Origin of the sequence: Lactobacillus sp. ESL0684 (assembly GCF_029392675.1) — a bacterium.
In the GTDB taxonomy this organism is placed as follows: domain Bacteria; phylum Bacillota; class Bacilli; order Lactobacillales; family Lactobacillaceae; genus Lactobacillus.
In genome coordinates this window covers 1638952-1658494 of sequence record NZ_CP113941.1, presented here as the reverse complement: position 1 = coordinate 1658494, position 19543 = coordinate 1638952, and the positions used below count along the sequence as shown (strand labels likewise).

General features: G+C 36.6%; 23 protein-coding genes. 21 read left to right on the top strand and 2 right to left on the bottom strand.

Going from position 1 to position 19543, the window contains the following annotated elements; genetic code table 11:
- The first annotated feature begins 44 nt into the window (after positions 1-44).
- The 14 genes from yaaA to OZX56_RS08035 all read left to right on the top strand — a co-directional run bounded on the left by yaaA (position 45) and on the right by OZX56_RS08035 (position 12664).
- Positions 45-806, top strand: coding sequence for a peroxide stress protein YaaA (gene yaaA / locus OZX56_RS08100; protein WP_277139527.1), 762 nt, complete (start codon positions 45-47; stop codon positions 804-806).
- A 62-nt stretch (positions 807-868) separates the two neighbouring features.
- The gene (locus OZX56_RS08095) at positions 869-1471 is read left to right on the top strand and encodes a histidine phosphatase family protein (protein WP_277125693.1); all 603 of its coding nucleotides are present in this window, start codon (positions 869-871) and stop codon (positions 1469-1471) included.
- 36 nt (positions 1472-1507) lie between these two features.
- Complete coding sequence (locus tag OZX56_RS08090; protein WP_277125696.1) at positions 1508-2566, top strand: ABC transporter permease; 1059 nt, start codon at positions 1508-1510, stop codon at positions 2564-2566.
- Between the two features lie 6 nt (positions 2567-2572).
- The gene (locus OZX56_RS08085) at positions 2573-3247 is read left to right on the top strand and encodes an ABC transporter ATP-binding protein (RefSeq protein ID WP_277125698.1); all 675 of its coding nucleotides are present in this window, start codon (positions 2573-2575) and stop codon (positions 3245-3247) included.
- Positions 3248-3753: 506 nt separating this feature from the next.
- Positions 3754-3975: a hypothetical protein gene (locus OZX56_RS08080; RefSeq protein WP_277125699.1), complete on the top strand. Its 222-nt coding sequence runs from the start codon at positions 3754-3756 to the stop codon at positions 3973-3975.
- Between the two features lie 119 nt (positions 3976-4094).
- A complete protein-coding gene (locus tag OZX56_RS08075; RefSeq protein ID WP_277125700.1) occupies positions 4095-4703 on the top strand; it encodes a TetR/AcrR family transcriptional regulator in 609 nt (202 codons plus the stop codon).
- Positions 4704-4835: 132 nt separating this feature from the next.
- Entirely contained in the window at positions 4836-5375 is a 540-nt protein-coding gene (locus OZX56_RS08070) for an NAD(P)H-dependent oxidoreductase (protein ID WP_277125701.1), read from the top strand.
- Between the two features lie 10 nt (positions 5376-5385).
- Complete coding sequence (locus OZX56_RS08065; RefSeq protein WP_277139526.1) at positions 5386-5934, top strand: NADPH-dependent FMN reductase; 549 nt, start codon at positions 5386-5388, stop codon at positions 5932-5934.
- Positions 5935-6015: 81 nt separating this feature from the next.
- Positions 6016-6798, top strand: coding sequence for a tyrosine-protein phosphatase (locus OZX56_RS08060; RefSeq protein WP_277139525.1), 783 nt, complete (start codon positions 6016-6018; stop codon positions 6796-6798).
- Between the two features lie 8 nt (positions 6799-6806).
- Entirely contained in the window at positions 6807-7736 is a 930-nt protein-coding gene (locus OZX56_RS08055; RefSeq protein ID WP_277125705.1) for an FAD:protein FMN transferase, read from the top strand.
- A gap of 184 nt (positions 7737-7920) precedes the next feature.
- A complete protein-coding gene (locus OZX56_RS08050) occupies positions 7921-8475 on the top strand; it encodes a WxL domain-containing protein (RefSeq protein WP_277125706.1) in 555 nt (184 codons plus the stop codon).
- Positions 8476-8477: 2 nt separating this feature from the next.
- Entirely contained in the window at positions 8478-9494 is a 1017-nt protein-coding gene (locus OZX56_RS08045) for a DUF3324 domain-containing protein (RefSeq protein WP_277139524.1), read from the top strand.
- Positions 9495-9710: 216 nt separating this feature from the next.
- Complete coding sequence (locus OZX56_RS08040) at positions 9711-10823, top strand: NAD(P)-dependent alcohol dehydrogenase (protein ID WP_277139523.1); 1113 nt, start codon at positions 9711-9713, stop codon at positions 10821-10823.
- A gap of 29 nt (positions 10824-10852) precedes the next feature.
- Entirely contained in the window at positions 10853-12664 is a 1812-nt protein-coding gene (locus OZX56_RS08035) for an FAD-binding protein (RefSeq protein WP_277139522.1), read from the top strand.
- A gap of 56 nt (positions 12665-12720) precedes the next feature.
- Here the strand turns inward: OZX56_RS08035 and OZX56_RS08030 are convergent, their stop codons facing one another.
- Together OZX56_RS08030 and OZX56_RS08025 are read right to left on the bottom strand one after the other, a co-directional pair.
- The gene (locus OZX56_RS08030) at positions 12721-13320 is read right to left on the bottom strand and encodes a TetR/AcrR family transcriptional regulator (protein ID WP_277125711.1); all 600 of its coding nucleotides are present in this window, start codon (positions 13318-13320) and stop codon (positions 12721-12723) included.
- A gap of 26 nt (positions 13321-13346) precedes the next feature.
- Entirely contained in the window at positions 13347-13883 is a 537-nt protein-coding gene (locus OZX56_RS08025) for a CvpA family protein (protein ID WP_277125712.1), read from the bottom strand.
- A gap of 157 nt (positions 13884-14040) precedes the next feature.
- Between OZX56_RS08025 and rsmG the strand changes: the two genes are divergently transcribed.
- The 7 genes from rsmG to OZX56_RS07990 are packed head-to-tail and all read left to right on the top strand — an operon-like array spanning position 14041 to position 19470.
- Positions 14041-14763, top strand: a complete 723-nt coding sequence (gene rsmG, locus OZX56_RS08020) for a 16S rRNA (guanine(527)-N(7))-methyltransferase RsmG (RefSeq protein ID WP_277125713.1) — start codon at positions 14041-14043, stop codon at positions 14761-14763.
- A 15-nt stretch (positions 14764-14778) separates the two neighbouring features.
- Entirely contained in the window at positions 14779-15627 is an 849-nt protein-coding gene (gene noc / locus OZX56_RS08015; protein WP_277125714.1) for a nucleoid occlusion protein, read from the top strand.
- Positions 15628-15642: 15 nt separating this feature from the next.
- On the top strand, positions 15643-16422 hold the full coding sequence (locus tag OZX56_RS08010; protein WP_277127005.1) for an AAA family ATPase: 780 nt from the start codon (positions 15643-15645) through the stop codon (positions 16420-16422).
- Positions 16400-17287 carry a ParB/RepB/Spo0J family partition protein gene (locus OZX56_RS08005; RefSeq protein ID WP_277125716.1) on the top strand — a complete coding sequence of 296 codons (888 nt, stop codon included), beginning with the start codon at positions 16400-16402 and terminating at the stop codon, positions 17285-17287. Before OZX56_RS08010 ends, OZX56_RS08005 begins: the two co-directional genes overlap by 23 nt.
- Entirely contained in the window at positions 17280-17546 is a 267-nt protein-coding gene (locus OZX56_RS08000) for a DUF951 domain-containing protein (protein WP_277125717.1), read from the top strand. Before OZX56_RS08005 ends, OZX56_RS08000 begins: the two co-directional genes overlap by 8 nt.
- A 37-nt stretch (positions 17547-17583) precedes the next feature.
- Complete coding sequence (ychF, locus tag OZX56_RS07995) at positions 17584-18684, top strand: redox-regulated ATPase YchF (RefSeq protein WP_277139521.1); 1101 nt, start codon at positions 17584-17586, stop codon at positions 18682-18684.
- A 9-nt stretch (positions 18685-18693) separates the two neighbouring features.
- Positions 18694-19470: a DUF1129 family protein gene (locus OZX56_RS07990; RefSeq protein ID WP_277139520.1), complete on the top strand. Its 777-nt coding sequence runs from the start codon at positions 18694-18696 to the stop codon at positions 19468-19470.
- Positions 19471-19543: the final 73 nt, after the last annotated feature.

Sequence of the window (19543 nt, the reverse complement as noted above, 5' to 3'; positions counted from 1 at the left end):
TATATTATTAATAAGTTTAACCCAAAAGGTGGAAAAGACGAAAGATGAAAATTATTATTTCTCCAGCAATGAAGATGGAACAAAATCTAGAGGTTTTTTTGGTAAAATCCCAGCCACAGTTTTTGTCGCAGACGCAGGAGCTAATTGAGTATTTGCAGAGTTGCAGTTTTGAACAACTAAAAGCAATCTGGGGCTCTAGTGACCGAATGACCAAAGTTGGTCAAAGCCAAATTGCTGCTTTTAGTTTAACGCAGGCAAAAACGCCAGCAATTGTGTCATATTCCGGTATCCAATACCAATATATGGCACCAGATTTGTTGACTGAACCGGCGTTGAATTATCTGCAAGCTAACGTGCGGATTTTGTCAGGACTTTACGGTATATTGCGCCCTTTAGATGGGGTGTGTCCATATCGGTTGGAAATGAAGAATAAGGTCTACGGATTTAGCCAGCCAAACTTATACCAATTTTGGAGGAGTATGCTGGCGGATAACTTATTTAGTGAAGATAACGTAGTTATTAACCTTGCCTCTAAAGAATATTCTAAAAATATTGCTCCATATGTAAGGTCAAAAAGACAAATGATTTCAATTGAATTTCAAGAAAAGAAAAATGGCAATTGGAAGACAGTTGGCGTACATGCGAAAATGGCACGCGGCGAAATGACCAGGTTTATTGCCGAAAATCAGTTAACTAGACCAGAGCAGCTACAGAACTTTCATGATTTTGGCTTTCAGTTTGCTGAGCAAGAGAGTTCAGCTGATACCTATGTCTTTAGAACTAATTTTGACTTCAAAAGGCGTTAAATGAACTAGCAAGATTACCTATTAAATAGTAAAATGTGAGTTATTATAAGTGGGGTAAATCTATGGAAATAGTTTTTGTACGGCATGGACAAACTGATTTAAATAAAACGGGGCGGATGCAGGGTTCTTTGTTCGATCAAAGTTTGTCAATGTCTGGTCGAAAGTTTGCAGAAAAAGTAGCAGCCAATTTTGATCCAAGTTCATTTGAGTTAGTTTTTGCTAGTCCAATGAAACGGGCGGTAGAAACAGCAGAGCTTTTTACTAAAAATACCAAAAAACTTAATTTGGATAAGCGATTAATCGAATTTAATTTTGGTGAGTGGGATGGGCAGTTGCTAACTGTTCTAGGTCAAAAATATCCGGATGCAGTTGATCCTTGGGGAAAGGCAGCGAAAAATTATGTAAAGTATGCTCCTAGTGGAGAAACTTTTGCTGCTTTGGAATCGCGTTGTGAGCAATTTTTGACTGAAATGGTAACAAAGCATAAGAATCAAAAGTTATTGGTAGTTTGTCATGGAACGCTGATTAGAATGATGTTTGCGCATTGTTTTGCTAGTGGCGATATGAATTGTTTTGATACAATAGATAATTGTGCTCTGGCTAAGATTTCGTATCGTGCTGGAGTTTGGCGGTTAAATTACTATAATCGTCGTTTAGTAGTTTAATTTTAAATTTAGAAACGACACTTTAGGGGAGTAAGAATGTTTTTAGCAATTAAAGAAATCAAACGTGAAAAATTGCGGTATGGCTTAATCGTCTTGATGATTTTTCTCATTAGTTATTTGATTTTTATCTTATCATCGCTGGCAACGGGACTTGCTAGCGAAAATACACAAGCATTGGAATCTTGGAATGCTCAGCAAGTAGTTTTGAATAAAAATGCGAATGTTAGTATGAATCAGTCACTATTAAGCAAGGCAGACCTTGAGCAAGCTCATATAGGTAAAGATGAAGCTTTAGTAGGTCAAACTGCTGTTGTTGTTAAAAGTAAGAATAGAAAGCAGGTTTCCGCTCAATTTATTGGCTTAAAAAAGCAGCAATTTATTTATCATGAACAAGAACTGGTTTCAGGTAGAAAAGCCCACAATAAGAATGAAATTACAGTAGATGACGCTTTTAAAAATAAAGGGTATCGATTAGGTGATAAATTAAAGTTAAATGGTTCCAAAAAACAATATAAAATTGTCGGTTTTGTAACTAATGCCAAGATTAATATTGCACCAATTATTTATGGCGAGCTTAGTACTTGGAAGTCTTTGCGTCAAACAATGCCTGATACCCAAGCTTCAGCCATTATTTCCCGTAATGCTGATTATCATTATAATCATGACAATACTAAGACTTACCCAGTTAAACAATTTATTAACAAGTTACCGGGGTACACTGCTCAGAATATGACTTTTGAGTTGATGATTGGCTTTTTATTTGTTATTTCATTAATTATTATCGCTGTTTTTCTATATATTTTGACCATGCAAAAAATGCAGAATTTTGCTGTAATGCGTGCACAAGGTATTCCTAGCAGTGTCTTGGTAAAGGCAACTATTGGTCAGGCGTTTGTTTTGGTGGTTGCTGGAGTAGTTTTCGGATTACTAGCTATGACGCTGACGGCGCAAGTATTGCCAGCAGCAGTACCAATGAGTTTTACTCCAGAAATTATTCTTAGTGGCTCGTTAGGATTATTATTGATGGGTCTAATTGGTAGTCTAATTCCAGTAAGGTCAATTTTGAAAGTAGATCCAATTAAGGCGATAGGGTAAAAGAATATGACAGTTATTGAATTAAAAAACGTCCAAAAGGTTTATGGTCAAGGTCTTGCCAAAGTCGAGGCGCTTAAAAATATTAGTTTTACGGCTAATCAGGGTGAAGTAGTGCTAGTCATGGGACCGTCAGGTGCTGGTAAGAGTACTTTTTTAACAATTGCAGGCTCATTGCAAAAACCAACTAGTGGTCAAGTTTTGATTAATGGTCAAGATATTGCTCAAATTTCAGCTAAAGCAAGTGAAAAACTGCGTCTAAATCAGATTGGTTTTATCTTGCAAGCCTATAATTTAGTGCCATTTTTGACAGTTAAAGAGCAATTTGAATTGGTCAACAAGGTTAAAAAACAGGACAATATCACATCTGAGCAGCTGCAAAAATTATTACAGCAATTGAGCATTGCTGATTTGATCAATAAGTATCCGCAAGAATTATCAGGTGGTCAGCAGCAACGTGCGGCAATTGCACGTGCCCTGTATGCTAATCCAGAAATTTTACTAGCAGATGAACCAACAGCCTCACTTGATAGTCAAAATGTTACAGAAGTGGGAAAGTTGTTTAAGCATTTAGCTAAAGACTATCAAAAAGCAATTTTGCTGGTAACGCATGATTCACGATTAGAAAAATATGCTGATCAAATTTATGAAATGATTGATGGTGAGTTAACACAGAAAAAATAAAAAACAGCCGCTATTAAATTAATATTTAGGTAAAATGACTGCTTGTAGACTGCAAACTAATAGGTAAATGATGAAACAGTTGGGTTTTAGTTTAATATTGTTGGACTTATCAGAAAATGACTTTTGATAGAGGTAAAATTGCGGGTTATTAGTGGTAATTTTGAACTTTAAATTACCATTTATATAATAAAACTGTTATTGGTACAGTTTTTAAGAAAGCGTTTAATCCTTGACAAAACAACATTAAGTTTACTATTCTAAAGGTTAGGTAATTAAATATTATTTATAGAATTAATTGAAATCGGCTAAAACAAAAAATATTGTTATTAAGTTATTTTTGGTATAGATAATTTAAATTACCAGTAAAAATTTTATTTTTACTAGCTATTGAATTGCTATAAATAATTAATACTATTCAAGTTTGTGTGCTTTGAATTTTTGTCTATAAGATCATAACTTATATATTTTAGATTTTCAGTCAGTTTAATTGAAAGTTGAGGTAAAGAATGAGTGAAATTCCAGATGATAAATCAATTGAAGTATCAATGAATTATCAAGATCATAGTATTAATATGAGATTTTCAGAAAATCTATCGGATGACCGTGAACGGGGCTATATTTTATCTGCTGCGTTCTTTTCGTTTTGTGCCGCTCAAGGATTAAGCAAGCAAGAGATAAGTGACATGGTTTCATCTCAATACGACCAATTTCTAGCGAATAGAGATTAACAATTTTTGCAAATACCGCGTGTGTGTTAAAAAGCGGTATTTTGTGTTATTACTACTTTTACAATAAATGTGTGCTAGTTGTAAAAGTGTAGCTATTAAAGTTAGTTAGGAAAACCAAAATGGCGAGAAAAAAAGAAATAGGAAGAAATAAGATATTAAATATTGCCTATAAGATGGTTGTCAAAGATGGGATTGAGAGTCTTACCGCGCGTAACATCGCTAAGGTAGGACACTTTTCGACTCAGCCTTTGTACCTCGAATTTAGCAGTATGGATGAACTTCGTAAGGAAGTTTTAGGAAAAATTGCGGATAATTTAAAAAACAAAATTTTGCAAAAAGAGTATACCAAGAAACCACTGATTGATATGGACTTGTCGTATATTGATTTTGCTAAAGAACATGAGAACCTTTTTAGAGCGATGTTCGTTGATGGAAAGTTTGGTAGTAAGGTAATCGCAGATACTTTGATTGATTTGGGTACTGAGAAATTTAATGAGCAATATCCTGAAACGGAGTATAGCGACAAAAAAATCAAAAATATCGTTGTGGCCAATTGGATTACCACTGTTGGGATTGCTTCATTAATAGTGAACGAAATTGCGACTTTTTCTCAAACACAGATAGTGAATGTTTTGACAGCGCAAATTAATGATGCGATTTTAAACGATTGGTTGAGTAAGACTAATACAGTGCCGTTATTTAATGTTGATGATAAAGACAAAAGCTAGAAAATTCGGCATATTTTAGCAACAGGTTGTGTTATTAAAAGCACTGAAATAATTTAAAAGCAAGTTTCGTTCAAATTAAACCAAAGTAAGCTATAATTAAATTAGAAATTAGTTTTTTGAAAGGTGGTTTTTATGAAAATCCTTGCATTTTCAGGCTCAAATGCCAACAACTCATTTAATGAAGCATTGCTTAAGTTTATTTCTAAGCATTTTGCTGATAAATATGATTTTGAATTAGTAACCGTTAAAGGGTTGCCAATGTTTAAAGAAGGTGACGATGCACCTGAATCAGTTCAAACTTTAAGTGATAAGATTGAAGCTGCTGATATGGTCTTAATCGGTTCACCTGAGCAACAACACTCGGTGACTAGTGCTTTAAGTAGTGCTTTGGAATGGTTATCAACTGCAACTCATCCATTTAAGAATAAGCCAGTTGTAATCGTCTCTACTTCACCAATGCCTCAAGGAGCTGCTCGTTCACAAAGCCGTTTGAAGAGTTTATTGACTGCACCTGGCTTTGGTGCAAAAGTCTTTAATGGTGACGAATTCATGATGGGTACTGCGCCAAAGGCTTTTGATGATGAAGGCAACTTAGCTGATGAAGGCACTGTCAAATTCCTAGATCAATTCTTTGGTGAAGTTGATCAATGGTACGCACAGGTTACTAAATAGGAGGTTAAGTATGAAATTATTAGCAATTGTTGGTACAAATGCCCCGTTTTCATATAATCGATTTTTGGCACAATTTATTGCCAAACATTATAGTGATCAGGCTGATATTGAAGTTAAAGAAATTGATGAATTGACGCCATTTTGTCGGACACAAATGGCTGATGACTCAATCAAAGCTTGGATTGATGACATTAAAGCTGCTGATGGAATTATAATAACTACTCCAGAATATAACCACACAGTTCCTGCTGCTCTTAAGAGTAGTCTTGAGTGGTTAGGCTCACATGCTGGTCCTAACGTAATGAAAATGAAGCCAGTTGCCGTACTGGGTGCTTCTTATGGTACTCAAGGCAGTAGTCGTGCTCAAGAAGATATGCGTGAAATTTTACTTTCACCTGATATGAGTGCTAATGTGTTGCCTGGTAACGAAGTTTTAATTGGTCAAGCTGCAGATAAATTCGATAAAGAATCTGGTGAATTGACTGATGAAGCTACTGTTAAACAAATTGATGGTTTGATGGGTAACTTCTTCAAGTTTGTTGAACAAGCAAATAAATAAAACTTTGCGTGAATAACTCGTAGAGAGTAAAATAACCGAATGGGAAGCCGTTCGGTTATTTTTTGTTTGAGGAGATTGTGTATGACTACACCTGTTGTTTTACCTGTAAAATCAATCCGAAATCCGCGTGATTTAGGTGGTTATTGTGGCCTGAATGGCCGCAAGGTTAAACGGCACCGATTATTGCGGACTGGTAGTATCAGTGCGATGACTAGCGCAGATGAACAAGTTTTACTTGATTATGGATTAACCAAAGTCATTGATTTGAGATCATCAGCAGAACGTCGCGTTAGTCCAGATCGTAAAATTGCAGGTGTAGAATATTTTGCTTTACCATTATCTGATAAAGCTAATAGTGGTGAAAAAAATCAGCAAGATATGGCAGAATATCGGGTAGATCAATATGCTGGTTTTAGGTTAATGTGTGATCGTTATCGTAATCACATTTTAACAAGTCAAGCTAAACAGAGTTTTCGCCAAATATTGCAACTAATTGCGGATACAGATCGTGGTGCAATCTTATATCATTGTTCTGAAGGTAAAGATCGTACAGGATTAGTCACTGTCTTGATTCTTGAGATTTTGGGTGTTGATCTAGAGACGATTAGGCAAGATTATCTGTTTTCTAACTACATGTTAAATGATTATCGGGCCAAGCGTGAAAAGCAGTTTGTCCGTGCAGGTGAGAATGATAAGTTTCGAGCTAATATGCGTATCTTAGGGACTGTTTCAGATGCCTTTTTAGATAGTGCACTAATTACCATAAATGAGAATTATGGCAGCATTAAGCAATATATTGAGCAAGAGCTGGGAATATCACCGTCTTTGCAAAGTAAGATTAGAAATTTATATTTAGAAAAGTAGGTATGAAAATGATTAAAGAATTAGCACTTGAACAATCTGTTGGACAGCATCATGCTTTAGGAACGTCAATTACTTTGCAGATTTTTGGTAGTCAGGATAATGAACTAATTGACCAATCATTTGCATTAATTGATCATTATGAGGACATTTTAACAGTAAATCGTGATCAGTCAGAGGTAATGGCGGTTAATCATGCTGCTGGAAAAAATCCGGTTCAAGTTTCAAGTGGGACATATAGCTTGATCAAGTTAGCGGTGAAAGAGAGTTTAGCTAATTTTGGTTTTAATGCCTTAATTGGTCCTGTGGTTAAGTTATGGTCAATTGGCTTTAAAGCGGCTCACGTTCCAACTGATACACAAATCAAGGAAAAATTACAGTTGATTGATCCTCATAATGTTGAGCTTAACGATCTTGACCAATCAGTCTTTTTGACTAGAACAGGAATGGAACTGGATTTAGGTGGGATTGCCAAAGGTTGGATTGCTGACAGAATTCGTGATTTATGGCGTGCTAATGGTGTTAATGCCGGTATTATTAATTTAGGCGGAAATATTCTGTTAGTTGGTGATTCTCCTAAACGAGCTAATGGCCAATGGTCAGTGGGTGTTCAAGATCCTAAGTTGGCTAGGGGGCAAAATGTTACCTCGGTGATGGTTCCACAATGTTCTGCTGTTACCAGTGGGACGTATGAACGCTATCTAGAAGTTGATGGCCACAAATACCACCACTTAATTGATCCTAGGACAGGGTATCCGGTTGAAACAGATTTAGCAGGGGTGACTACTTTTACTAAAGATTCAGTTGAAGCTGAAATTGAATGCAAACGATTGTTTTTTGCAGGCCATCCACTAAAAGATTGGCATAATGATCCTGATCGAATAGGTGCAATTTTTGTTTATAATGATGATCATGTAGAATATGATAATTTAAATAATTAAGTATACGGCAGTTGCGATGGCAACTGCTTTTTTTATAGCACAATTACTAAAAAAGCAAGTACTTACTTTCAAAAAGTAAGCAAAATGTTTGTCAAAAAAATAAAAATGCCTAAAATGTTAATTACTACATGTAGCTTTTAAAAAATATCAAGTGTGTTTGAATAATATAAAAAGAGGTATATTTATGAAAAAAAGAGCAATTATGACAGTAGCAATGACTTTATTAACTACATTGGGTGTTTCCACTAATATTGTGAGTGCAGCAGATACTACCGGTAAAGACAGTGATGCTTCAGTAGCAGTAGCAGCTGGTGATTTATCGATTGAACAAGTACCTAATATTGCTTTTAGTAGTAGTGTAGCTGATATTGCTAATGGTGCAACTACAGCTGGACTAGCTAGCGGAGGTGATATTAAAACTGCTGATAATCGCGGTTTGGGCGCGCAGACGGAATGGACTCTGACTGCCAAACCGACTGCTTTAACTGACGGAGCTGGACATCACCTAAATATTACCAGCCTAACTATCAATGGTAATCAAGTTGCAACAATTGATGGCAATACTGAGACTACTATTGCCAGTGGTCATAACGAAGGTTCTACTGTAACTGCTCTTGATTCTAAGAATACGTCGATTGCTCTAGGAAAAGACTCACAAGTTTATGCTGGGAATTACACTGGTAAGATTACTTGGACATTAACGGGCAAGTCAGCTGCAACTGAGCAACCAGCAGAATAATTATGATGATTGCTGCAAAGAAATGGTTTAGTAGTTTAGGGTTAATGACGCTAATAAGCTTGTTATTTTTGATAAATAGCGGTCAAAAAGTAGCTGCAGCTGAAGGATTTTCAGTTAAGGTGGCAGGCCAGGATACTTCTTATGTTGAACGTAAAGTTAAGCCTAAAGACACCATCAAAGTTAAATTGATTTTTAGTAACAATAGTACACGCAAACAGAAATTAGCAGTAGCGGTCAATACGGCAGTAACTGGTGATGGCGGAGTAGTGCAGTATAATTTAGCTAAACCAGGTAAGCGATACTTCGGTAAACATGATTTTGCTAAGATGACTACGGGTCCGAAAACAATTGAGTTAGCACCTCACGGACAAATTAGTAAGACTTATCAAATTAAGACTCCTAAGGCAGCTTTTAAAGGAGTAGCAGTAGGTGGATTTTATATTCAGCAGGCTGGTGCTAAAACTCCGAAGAAACCCAAGACTGGTTCTAAGGCTGCGATTGGATACAGCAACGTTTATGCTTATGCTATACCTATTATTTTGCGGCAGTCGAATAGTCCAGTTCATACGAAATTAGCGCTGACTGGTGCAACTGCCAAGGTTATTAATAATCAATCAGTTTTATTGGCTCGAATTGTTAATCAGACCCCAACAATCTTCGGTCAATTAACAATTAAGTCAAAGATTATTGAACAGGGTACGAAACGAGCGGTGTTTACTAATACCAAGAATAAATTGTCAATGGCGCCATTAAGCTACTTTGACTATCATATTCCGTTAAAGCAAAAGTTGCGATCTGGTAATTATCAGTTACAAGTTAGAGCTCAATCAGGCAAAAGACATTGGAAATTTAATCAGAATTTTAAAATAAATCAAAAAGTGGCTCAAGCGTCTGGTTCCAAGACTAACTCTGACAAGGGGAATATTTGGCGCTGGTTAGCAATTGGTGTTGGAGGTGTAGTAATGATTGCATTGCTCATTGGTATGTATTATTTAGGAAAACTTCATAGTAAAAAATAAACCGTAGCAATCCAAGTGAAATCTGGATTGCTTTTTTTATGCCTAATATTTTTTGAAAGCGGTTGAAAAATATAAAAATAAATGTTAGCCTTTACTTGAGTAAAGAATGTGAAATATGTTCAATTAAGTAACTGAGTAATATTTTTTTGCTCATCTGATTAAAGCGCTTATTCAGGAAACTAGGTAATATGAATTTTGAGAAAGAAGAATTCGATTATGCAAATTAAAGCAGCCGTATTAAATGGTGCTCATCAAAAGTTGGTAGTTACCAATGTAGAACTTGATGATCCTAAAGAAAATGAAGTAATGGTTAAAGTAGTTGCTAGTGGTGTCTGCCATTCGGATACCGGTCCAATTAATACTGAACGACCAGGTTTATATCCAACTATTTTAGGCCATGAAGGTGCAGGGATTGTTGAAAAAGTTGGTCCTAATGTGACTGACTTTGAAGTTGGCGATCATGTTGTTGTTGCCTTTGCTTCTTGTGGTAAATGTAAGTTTTGTCGTGCGGGACTGCCAGGCTCTTGTCTGAATTGGGGCAAGTTGAATTCTGGCCCAATGTATGATGGGACTTATCGTCTGCATACTGAAGATGGTCAAAATATTGCAGCTACTTTTGGTCAATCATCTTTAGCTAATCACTTAGTTACTAATGTTAGAAATTTAGTTAAAGTTGATAAGAAATTTGACTTACGCTATTTAAGCCCAATGGGTTGTGGCTACATGACTGGTGCCGGTACAGTTCTGCATTCTTTAAAGCCAGAAATTAATTCGACGATTGCGATTATTGGTGTTGGCGGAGTTGGCATGGCTGCTTTAATGGCTGCTAAATTATTGCATTGTCAACATATTATTGCAGTTGATATTAAATCTCATCGTCTTGATTTAGCTAAAGAACTGGGAGCAACTGAAGTAATTGATGCCAGTTCTGAAGATGTTCAGGCTAAATATCGCGAGATTACCAATGGCATGGGGCTTGATTATGCCATTGATACTTCTGGCGATACACCGGCAATTGAAATGGCACTGCACTCATTGGCGATTAAAGGAACACTGGTTACGCTAGCTGCCGCCAATGATGCCATTTCTGTTCGTCCAGCTGCTGATTTAATGGGTCCTTCGCATACTATTACAGGTATTATTGAAGGCGACTCTGTACCGCAAGTCTTTATTCCAGAAATGATTCAATTGTTTGAACGTAATGAATTTCCAATTGATAAATTGTGTAAATTCTATACTTTGGATCAGGTTAATGAAGCATTTGCTGATTCCGCATCAGGAAAGACAATTAAGCCAATTATTATTATGGATTCAGATTATCACGCGTAATTTTAAAAAATATTATTAGGAGATTGTAAATGATCGTAAATAAAAATACTGTTTTTGATACTAGTTATGACGTTGTCGTGTTAGGTTTCGGTGGTGCTGGTGCTACTGCTGCTAGATTTGCAGCGGATAATGGTGCTAAAGTCTTGATTGTTGATTCTGCACCTGAAGGTCATGAAGGTGGCAATACTAGATATTCTGGTCAAATGGTTGGTTATAGTACAGATGAAGCTGCCTATCGTCAGTATTTCCATGGGCTAGCTCAAAAGTTCAATTTGGATGAAGATCTTTCTGAAGTCTTTATTAAGGGCGTTGCTGGCATGAAAGATTACTTTGAAAAGTATCTGGATGTTGACCACGTTTATAGCTTGAAGCAGGACATTATGGGTAAAGCCGAAGATGATATCATGGCTGATTATCCAGAATTTCCAGGTGCCAAAAACTACGATATGATTATGGTTCATAAGGGTATCGTTGATGGTGCTTTATGGAATACTTTGCGGCAAAAGGTGTTAGATCGTTCCGATAAAATTGATGTTTGGTATTCTTCCCCAGTTGAGCATTTAATTCAAACAGCTAACCAAACAGTAGTTGGTGCACAAGTTAAACGCGACGACACTTTAATTAATGTTTATGCTAAAAATGGTGTTGTTTTAGCAACTGGTGGTTTTGAAAACAACCAACAAATGATTCAAGATTATATTGGTGACTATCAATTAGTTCCAGGAGCTAGCCTTTATAACAAGGGTAAAGGTGTTGATCTGGCAACTGAAGCTGGTGCTAAATTGTGGCATATGACTAAGTTTTCCGGTGGGGGGATGCAGCAAATCTTTTCACTCTGGGAGCCGAATCAAAAACGTGCTAAGACATTCCGCAATATTCCAGAGTTTTGCCAAGGCAGTATTTTTACTGTAGGTGATGATGGTGCGCGCTACTTCAATGAAGAATTAGCTAGTCATGAAGGCTACGTCAAGATGGCGGGATCTTACTACACGCCAGTTAATCCGACACATCCATATCTCGTATTTGATGAAAAGCAAAAGCAAAAAATTGCAGCTTTAAAAGATGAGCCATATAATAAGGCTCTAGATCATGTTGTTGAAGCAGATTCGCTCAGTGAATTGTCAGACAAGATGGGAGCATCAGCTAAGGTTTTAGAGGATACAGTTGCTGATTTTAACTTCTTTGCTAAAGAAGGAATGGATTATGCCTATCATCGTGATGGTAAGACAATCACTGCTTTTGCTGAAAATGGACCGTATTATGCAATTCCGCTAGTTCAAGTTATTGGTTGGACACAAGGTGGTCCTAAGAGAAATAGTAATTGTGAGATTGTTTCAGCAATTGATGATCAACCAATTCCGCATCTATATGGTGCAGGTGAATTGGGCAGTGTTATTACTAATCTTTATCAAGGTGGTTCCAATTTAGCCAATTGTTTGATTTTTGGTAAAATTGCTGGTGAAAATGCTGCTCGTCCTAAAGCTGATGTTGCTGACACAACTAGTGTGGAGGCTGCTAAGTTAACAATTAAATCTGCTAAACTTGGTTCTGACTTGCAAGAAGACGAATATCCAACAGGTAAAGACCAGTATATCGGTCGTTCAAGTCAAGGAATGGGTAATGAAATTGTTGTTCGGGTGACTGCCGATCATGATAATATTAAACAGGTCGAAGTTTTGAAACAAACTGAATCTGATGATTATGGCTTACAAGCAATTAAAGAATTACCAGCTAAAATGGTTGAAAATAATAGTTATGAAGTTGATGCTATTTCGGGTGCTTCAAGTACTAGTCGCGGCTTGAAGGATGCGGTAAAAGATGCATTATCCAAACTAAACTAGGTTGCATTTATCTAGCTAAAAAACGCATGGGTTTTATTCCCATGCGTTTTTAGTGTTTAAACTTGAATATCATTTTTAGCAGTACGTTGTTCTAATGGAACGTCGAACATGACTTCAAGTGATGCAATTAGATTAGTCCGAGTATCGAAGCCACCATCTTTAATTGCCCAATAAGTAGTATAACCGTTAGCTAAAATTTGAGCGGCTGTATATAACTGGTCGGGGTTACTTTGATTACGAACTTGTTGCAATTCTTGTGCTTTTTGAATGTAGGAAACACACATCTTTTTATAGCTGTCAATTACGTTTAAGTAACCACGGTCTGCCATCAGGTTAGCAATTAAAAAGTGTGAGATTAAATCTACTCCCATGTCAGTATTAATTTGCATCATTCTAGTAATACAATGCACGAACTGTTGCCAATAGTTAGTAACAGATTGGGGTTTAGCCGCAAGTAAGCTATTTATTTCATCATTATAACATTCAACTAGGATATCGGCTTTGGCTGTGAAATGATAATAAAAAGCCTGCTTGGATAGATTGCAAGCGGCACAAATATCCTTGACACTAACATCCGTGTATGATTTTTGTTTAAATAATTTAAGTGCAGTAGTAATGATTAATTCTTTGGTATTAAGCTGATTAGATGGCTTCATAAAGGTACTTCCTAGATATAATAGTTTTAAGCGGTGGTGCGGCTAATGCTGAAGATACTGTTGAAAATTCCGTTTGAAAGACCTGGAGTATTATAGATAATGAACCTTAAGAATGAAGAATCTAAAGTTTGTTGGATAAACCATGGATTTTGCAGTGAATTGAGCATTGATAAGATAATGTAAACAAAAAAGTAACTAGCAAAAAAGGCCGCCGCAGCTCCTAAAGTACCGTCTAAAATGCTACCAAAACTCTTATTATGAGGGTTTCTTGCTGGTATCCAGCCTTTAAAAATTTTGGTAATCATTTTGCCAACAAATAAAATAATGAAGAAGGCAATAAACCGAAACAGCATTAAGTTGGTACCAGGCGTAAGAGTGGTCTGAATATTTTTACCAGTAATTTCACTATACAGCCAATTGCCAAAAGGATTTTGCATCAGAATTGCTACAATAAAGACAATTGCAGCAAAAACTAAATTGATAACTAATTTAGAAAAGCCGGTTTGATAACCCTGATACGTTTTCCATGCTAAATAGACTAAAACAATTAACGTTATGATCATATTTTTCCCCTTTATTACTATTATAGCTTATTTTTGAACATTTAGACTTTGACGATTACCAAAAAATACTTCATAATTAAAGAGATATAGTAGCTTTACATTAAGCTCTTTTGGCGTTAAATTTATAGAGTGTGAAACAAGGTTTCACGGGTGAGAAATGAATCCTGAACAATTTGTCCGAGAATTAGCAAAGCATAATTTTACATTAACTGAAGTACAAATCAAGCAATTTAAACGATACTTTACCAGTTTGATTGCAGCTAATCAGCATGTCAACTTGACGCGCATTACTGATGAAGATGATGTCTATTTAAAACATTTTTTTGATAGCCTGACACCTTTACTGGTTTTTGGGGACATTATTAAGACAGATAGTACTGTTTGTGATGTTGGTGCTGGTGCTGGTTTTCCGTCGATTCCTTTAAAGATCTTGCGACCTGATTTGAAGCTAACGATTGTTGACTCGCTAGGTAAGAGATTGAACTTTTTACAAGATTTAATTAAGGACTTACAACTAACAGAGGTTGAGTTAGTCCATGGTCGAGCTGAAGATGTTGGTCAAAATAAACTTTATCGCGCTCACTTTGACTTAGTAACTGCTCGAGCAGTTGCTAATATGGCAGTTTTAAGCGAGTATTGTTTACCATTAGTTAAGTCTCACGGCTACTTTATCGCTCTCAAAGGTCCTAAGGCCAAGAGTGAGCTAAATGATGGTCAAAAAGCAATTACTACCTTGGGAGGCAAGGTAATTGCTGATCAGGAGTTGCAATTGCCATTAAGTGATGAAGAACGGACTTTAATTTTAGTTCAGAAGGTTCAGACTACACCCAAGAAGTATCCTAGACAAGCGGGGACACCGCATCGTAAACCAATTCAATAAGCAGGAGGAGTCTATATGTCAATCTTTTCTTCTTTACGGCATCATGATGAAATTCCTAAAGATAAACAAATTCAAGACATCGAACTAACCAAAATACAACCTAATTCCTATCAGCCTCGTAGGCAATTTTCTGATGAATCAATTAGAGAGCTAGCCTCAACTCTTGATAAAGAAGGATTATTACAGCCAATTGTGGTTCGCGAAAAAGCGGAAAATTATGAGATTATTGCTGGTGAACGTCGGTTTAAGGCTGCTAAGCAACTGGCTTGGGAAACTATCCCAGCTATTGTTAATAATATGGATGACAGTCAGGCTGCGTCTTTGGCACTAATTGAAAATTTGCAGCGTGAGAATCTCAATCCAATTGATGAGGCTCAGGCTTATAACAATTTGATGAAATTAAATAATTTAACCCAAACAACTCTGGCCAAGAATATTGGTAAATCACAATCATACGTTGCTAATAAGCTGCGGTTATTAAAGCTTTCACCAAAGGTTCAAAGTTATTTAGTAAGTGGTGAAATTTCTCCACGTCATGGCCGTTGTCTAGTAAATCTGAGTGAAAAAGACCAAAGTCGAGTGGTAGATGAGGTTTTGGCTAATAATTTAAACGTGAGCGATACTGAAAAGATTGTTAAGGATGTCGACGGCTATTTTGTTAATAAGGAAAAGCTGCTTAAAGATAAAGAAAAAGCCCAACAAACTAAGCGGGCAGTAAGCCGCATTCCTAAAGATCTTAAGGTTCAAATTAATACGATCAAACGAGCAGTTAAATTAGCTAAAGATTCGGGGATTAAAGTTAAAGTTAAAGAAAATAACGATCCTAATGATTATATGATTACAATAGAGTTAAAAAGAAAGTAGGAAGGCATGGAAGATATGGTAAAGGTAATATCAGTCGCTAACCAAAAGGGTGGTGTTGGCAAAACAACCACAACAATTAACTTGTCGGCAGCGATTGCTGAACGCGGCTATCGTGTTTTGATTATCGATACTGATCCACAAGGAAATTTAACTTCTGGATTGGGCATAGAAAAATCAGCTATTAAAGACGATGTTTATAGTGTGTTAATTAATGATGTTCCACTGAAAGATACTATCTTCCATACTTCGAATAGTAAACTAGATTTAGTTCCAGCAACCATTAATTTGTCTGGTGCTGAAACTGAACTGATTAGTATGATGGCGCGCGAAACACGGTTAAAATCCGCAATCGATGTGATCAGCAATGAGTATGACTTTATCTTTATTGATTGTCCACCGTCTCTAGGACAATTATCAATCAATGCTTTTACAGCATCTAATTCAATCTTAATTCCTGTTCAAAGCGAATATTATGCAATGGAAGGATTAAGCCAATTACTTAATACAATTCGGTTGGTACAAAAGCATTTCAATAAGGATTTGGGTGTTGAAGGCGTGTTATTGACAATGCTTGACTCGCGGACTAATTTAGGAGCAGAAGTGGTTAAGGAAGTACAGTCTTATTTTACTAAAAAAGTTTATAAGACAATTATTCCCCGAATTACTAAACTCGCTGAAGCACCAAGTTATGGTCAATCGATTGCAGAGTATGCTCCTAGCTCTCGCGGAGCAAAGGTTTATGATGATTTAGCTAAAGAGGTGTTAAAGAATAATGGTAAAAAACTCAAAAAGTAAAGAGCCAAAAAGAAAAGGTGGCCTCGGACGTGGTATTGAGGCTTTGTTTGAAGATGAGCCACAGGCTCCTGAAACCGAAGAAGAAATTCAAGAACTTAATCTGAGTGAAATCAGACCTAATCCTTATCAACCTCGTAAAAACTTTGACGATAAAACGTTAAAGGAACTGGCAGATTCAATTAAGGAGAATGGGGTTTTTCAGCCAATCATTGTGCGTAAATCAGTCAATGGTTATGAAATTATCGCAGGTGAGCGCCGCTATCGGGCTTCAAGATTGGCTAAAAAGACTACTATTCCAGCAATTGTTCGTGACTTTGACGAGAGCCAAATGATGGAAGTTGCTGTTTTAGAAAATTTACAGCGTGAAGATTTAACTCCATTAGAAGAAGCCCAAGCCTACGAAATGTTACAAAAAAATCTGGGCTTAACTCAAGAAGAAGTATCTAAACGCATGGGTAAATCAAGACCCTATATTGCTAATTATTTGCGGCTGTTAACTTTGCCAAATAAGACCAAACATATGCTGCAATATGGTGACTTGTCAATGGGACAAGCTCGTACACTACTAGGTCTTAAGAATAAAGATAAGATTGATGAGGTTGCTAAGCAGGTTGTTAAAGAAGGTATGCCTGTGCGCAAGGTTGAGGCATTGGTTGCCAAAATCAATAGTGAAAAAACTCGCAAAAAGACCACTCAAAAATCAGCTTTTATTCGTGCTAGTGAACATCAATTAGCGGATAAATTTGGTTCGAGTGTTAATATTGCAGAAACTAAAAAGGGCAGTGGTCATTTGTCAATCAAGTTTACTTCAACAGATGAGTTAAATCGGATTTTGGATGTTTTAGGTGTTGATCTTGATGAATAAAAATATTGCTTATGATTTAGCGGATACTGTGCAAATGAAAAAACCGCATGCTTGTCAAACTAATAATTGGGAGATTTTGCGGATTGGTGCCGATATTCGTCTAAAGTGTATGGGATGTGGTCGTGTCTTAATGATGCCAAGGATGAAATTTAATCATAACTTGAAAAAAATATTACATCAGGCAAGCGATCCGGTTAATGTTAAACAAGAATTTTATATACCAAAAGCTGAGATTGCTCGTCCTAATTTTGATGAATAATAAAGATAATTAATAAACATAAAAGAAGAGGATAAAGATGTCATTAACTGCTGGGATTGTCGGGTTACCTAATGTTGGTAAGTCAACCTTATTTAATGCAATTACTAAAGCTGGAGCCGAAATGGCCAATTACCCATTTGCGACGATCGAGCCTAATGTCGGAATGGTTGAAGTACCAGATAAGCGTTTAGCAAGAATTCAAGAATTAATTCCTGCTAAAAAAATTGTGCATACCACTTTTGAATTTACAGATATTGCTGGTTTAGTTAAGGGAGCTTCTAAAGGTGAAGGCTTAGGAAATAAGTTTTTGGATAATATTCGGCAAACTGATGCGATTGTGCATGTAGTTAGAGCCTTTGAAGATGATAATATTACTTCTGTTACTGGTAAAGTTGATCCAGAAGAAGATATTAATACTATTAATCTAGAACTAGCCATTTCTGACCTGGATACAGTTAATCGAAGAATTAACAAGGTGAAAAAGATTGCACAGCAACAGGATAAAGATGCTAAGGCTGAATATAGTGTTTTGGAGAAAATCAAACCAGTTTTAGAAGAAGGTAAAGCCGTCCGCACAATTAACTTTACGGATGATGAGCAAAAGATTGTCAAAGGTCTATTTCTATTAACTGATAAGCCAATTATTTATGTTGCTAACATCGCAGAAAGTGCTATGGCTGATCCTGAAAGTGATCCATATTACCAGATTGTTAAGCAACATGCGCTAAGTGAAGGTGCTGAATGTTTAGGAATCTCTGCAGCAACTGAAGAAGAAATTGCTGGCTTGGCTGATGATGAAAAGTCAGAATTTTTAGAAGCTGAAGGTGTTAGTGAGTCTGGGCTTGATCGATTGATTAGAGCTGCTTACCATATTTTGGGGCTTAGAACTTTCTTTACTGCTGGTGGACCTGAAACTCGTGCTTGGACTTTTCATGAGGGCATGCTTGCCCCGCAAGTTGCTGGAGTAATCCATTCAGATTTTGAACGTGGCTTTATTCGGGCAGAAGTAGTTTCATTTGCTAATTTAGATAAATATGAAACTATGCAAAAGGTTAAAGAAGCTGGTAAGTTGGGTCTTGAAGGTAAGGATTATGAAGTTCAAGATGGTGACATTATTGAGTTTAGATTTAATGTTTAGGGAAAAATAATGGCAGAAAAAGAAACGCAGCAAACTAAAATAGATGTTAATAAACAGGAAAAGTTAAAAGAGCAAGTTACTACGCAAAACAGAGATGATGAATTGCAGCAAGCTGAGCCAGCAGAACTGCGTAAGCAGCTGAGTAACAAAAATTCTGATTATGTTTTTCGTTTACAAAAAGAGCTTGAAGAGCAGGGAAAATTGGGTAGTGCTGATGCAAGTAAACGTGTTGATGATCTATTGGCTGATTTAGTAGTTGCCCAACACCACGGTAAGCCAGCAAGTACTTTTTATGGTATGTCGCCTAAGATTAAGGCGGCTGACATGCTGAAGCCAAAAAAGAAAACGGCAGCAGATATTCCGTTTTGGCAATATGCAGTTGACAGTGCCTTGCTATATATCGCAATTTTTGTTGGACTGTTTGGAGTAATTGCCCTATTTACAACGAATCAAAAAGAAAATTCGCAAATGGGAATTTTGACTCTAGTCAGTGTCGGAGCAGCGATGGGTGTATTCATGACTAAATATAATGATTGGGTCATGCCAGCTGGTAAACAGCAAAAAATTCCGTGGGGTAAATTGATTTTAGGCTTTGCTGGGTTATTGTTAGGCTTGTTTGTCTGGATTTGGTTAGTTTCATTGCCAGTCCTGCAACCGATCAATCCTGTCTTACCAGCAATGGGCAACATAATCATCGCGGTCTTGGCTTATGGAATTCGCTGGTTCTTTAGACGTCATTTTCAAATTGTGGGGTCAGTCTTTACTCCTAAATCAAAAGACAAATAAGGTGCTTTTTGGTTGCAAAAGGACTATAATGGATGATCAGATGTTAAAAGGGTAAGTAGGACTGTTAGTCTAT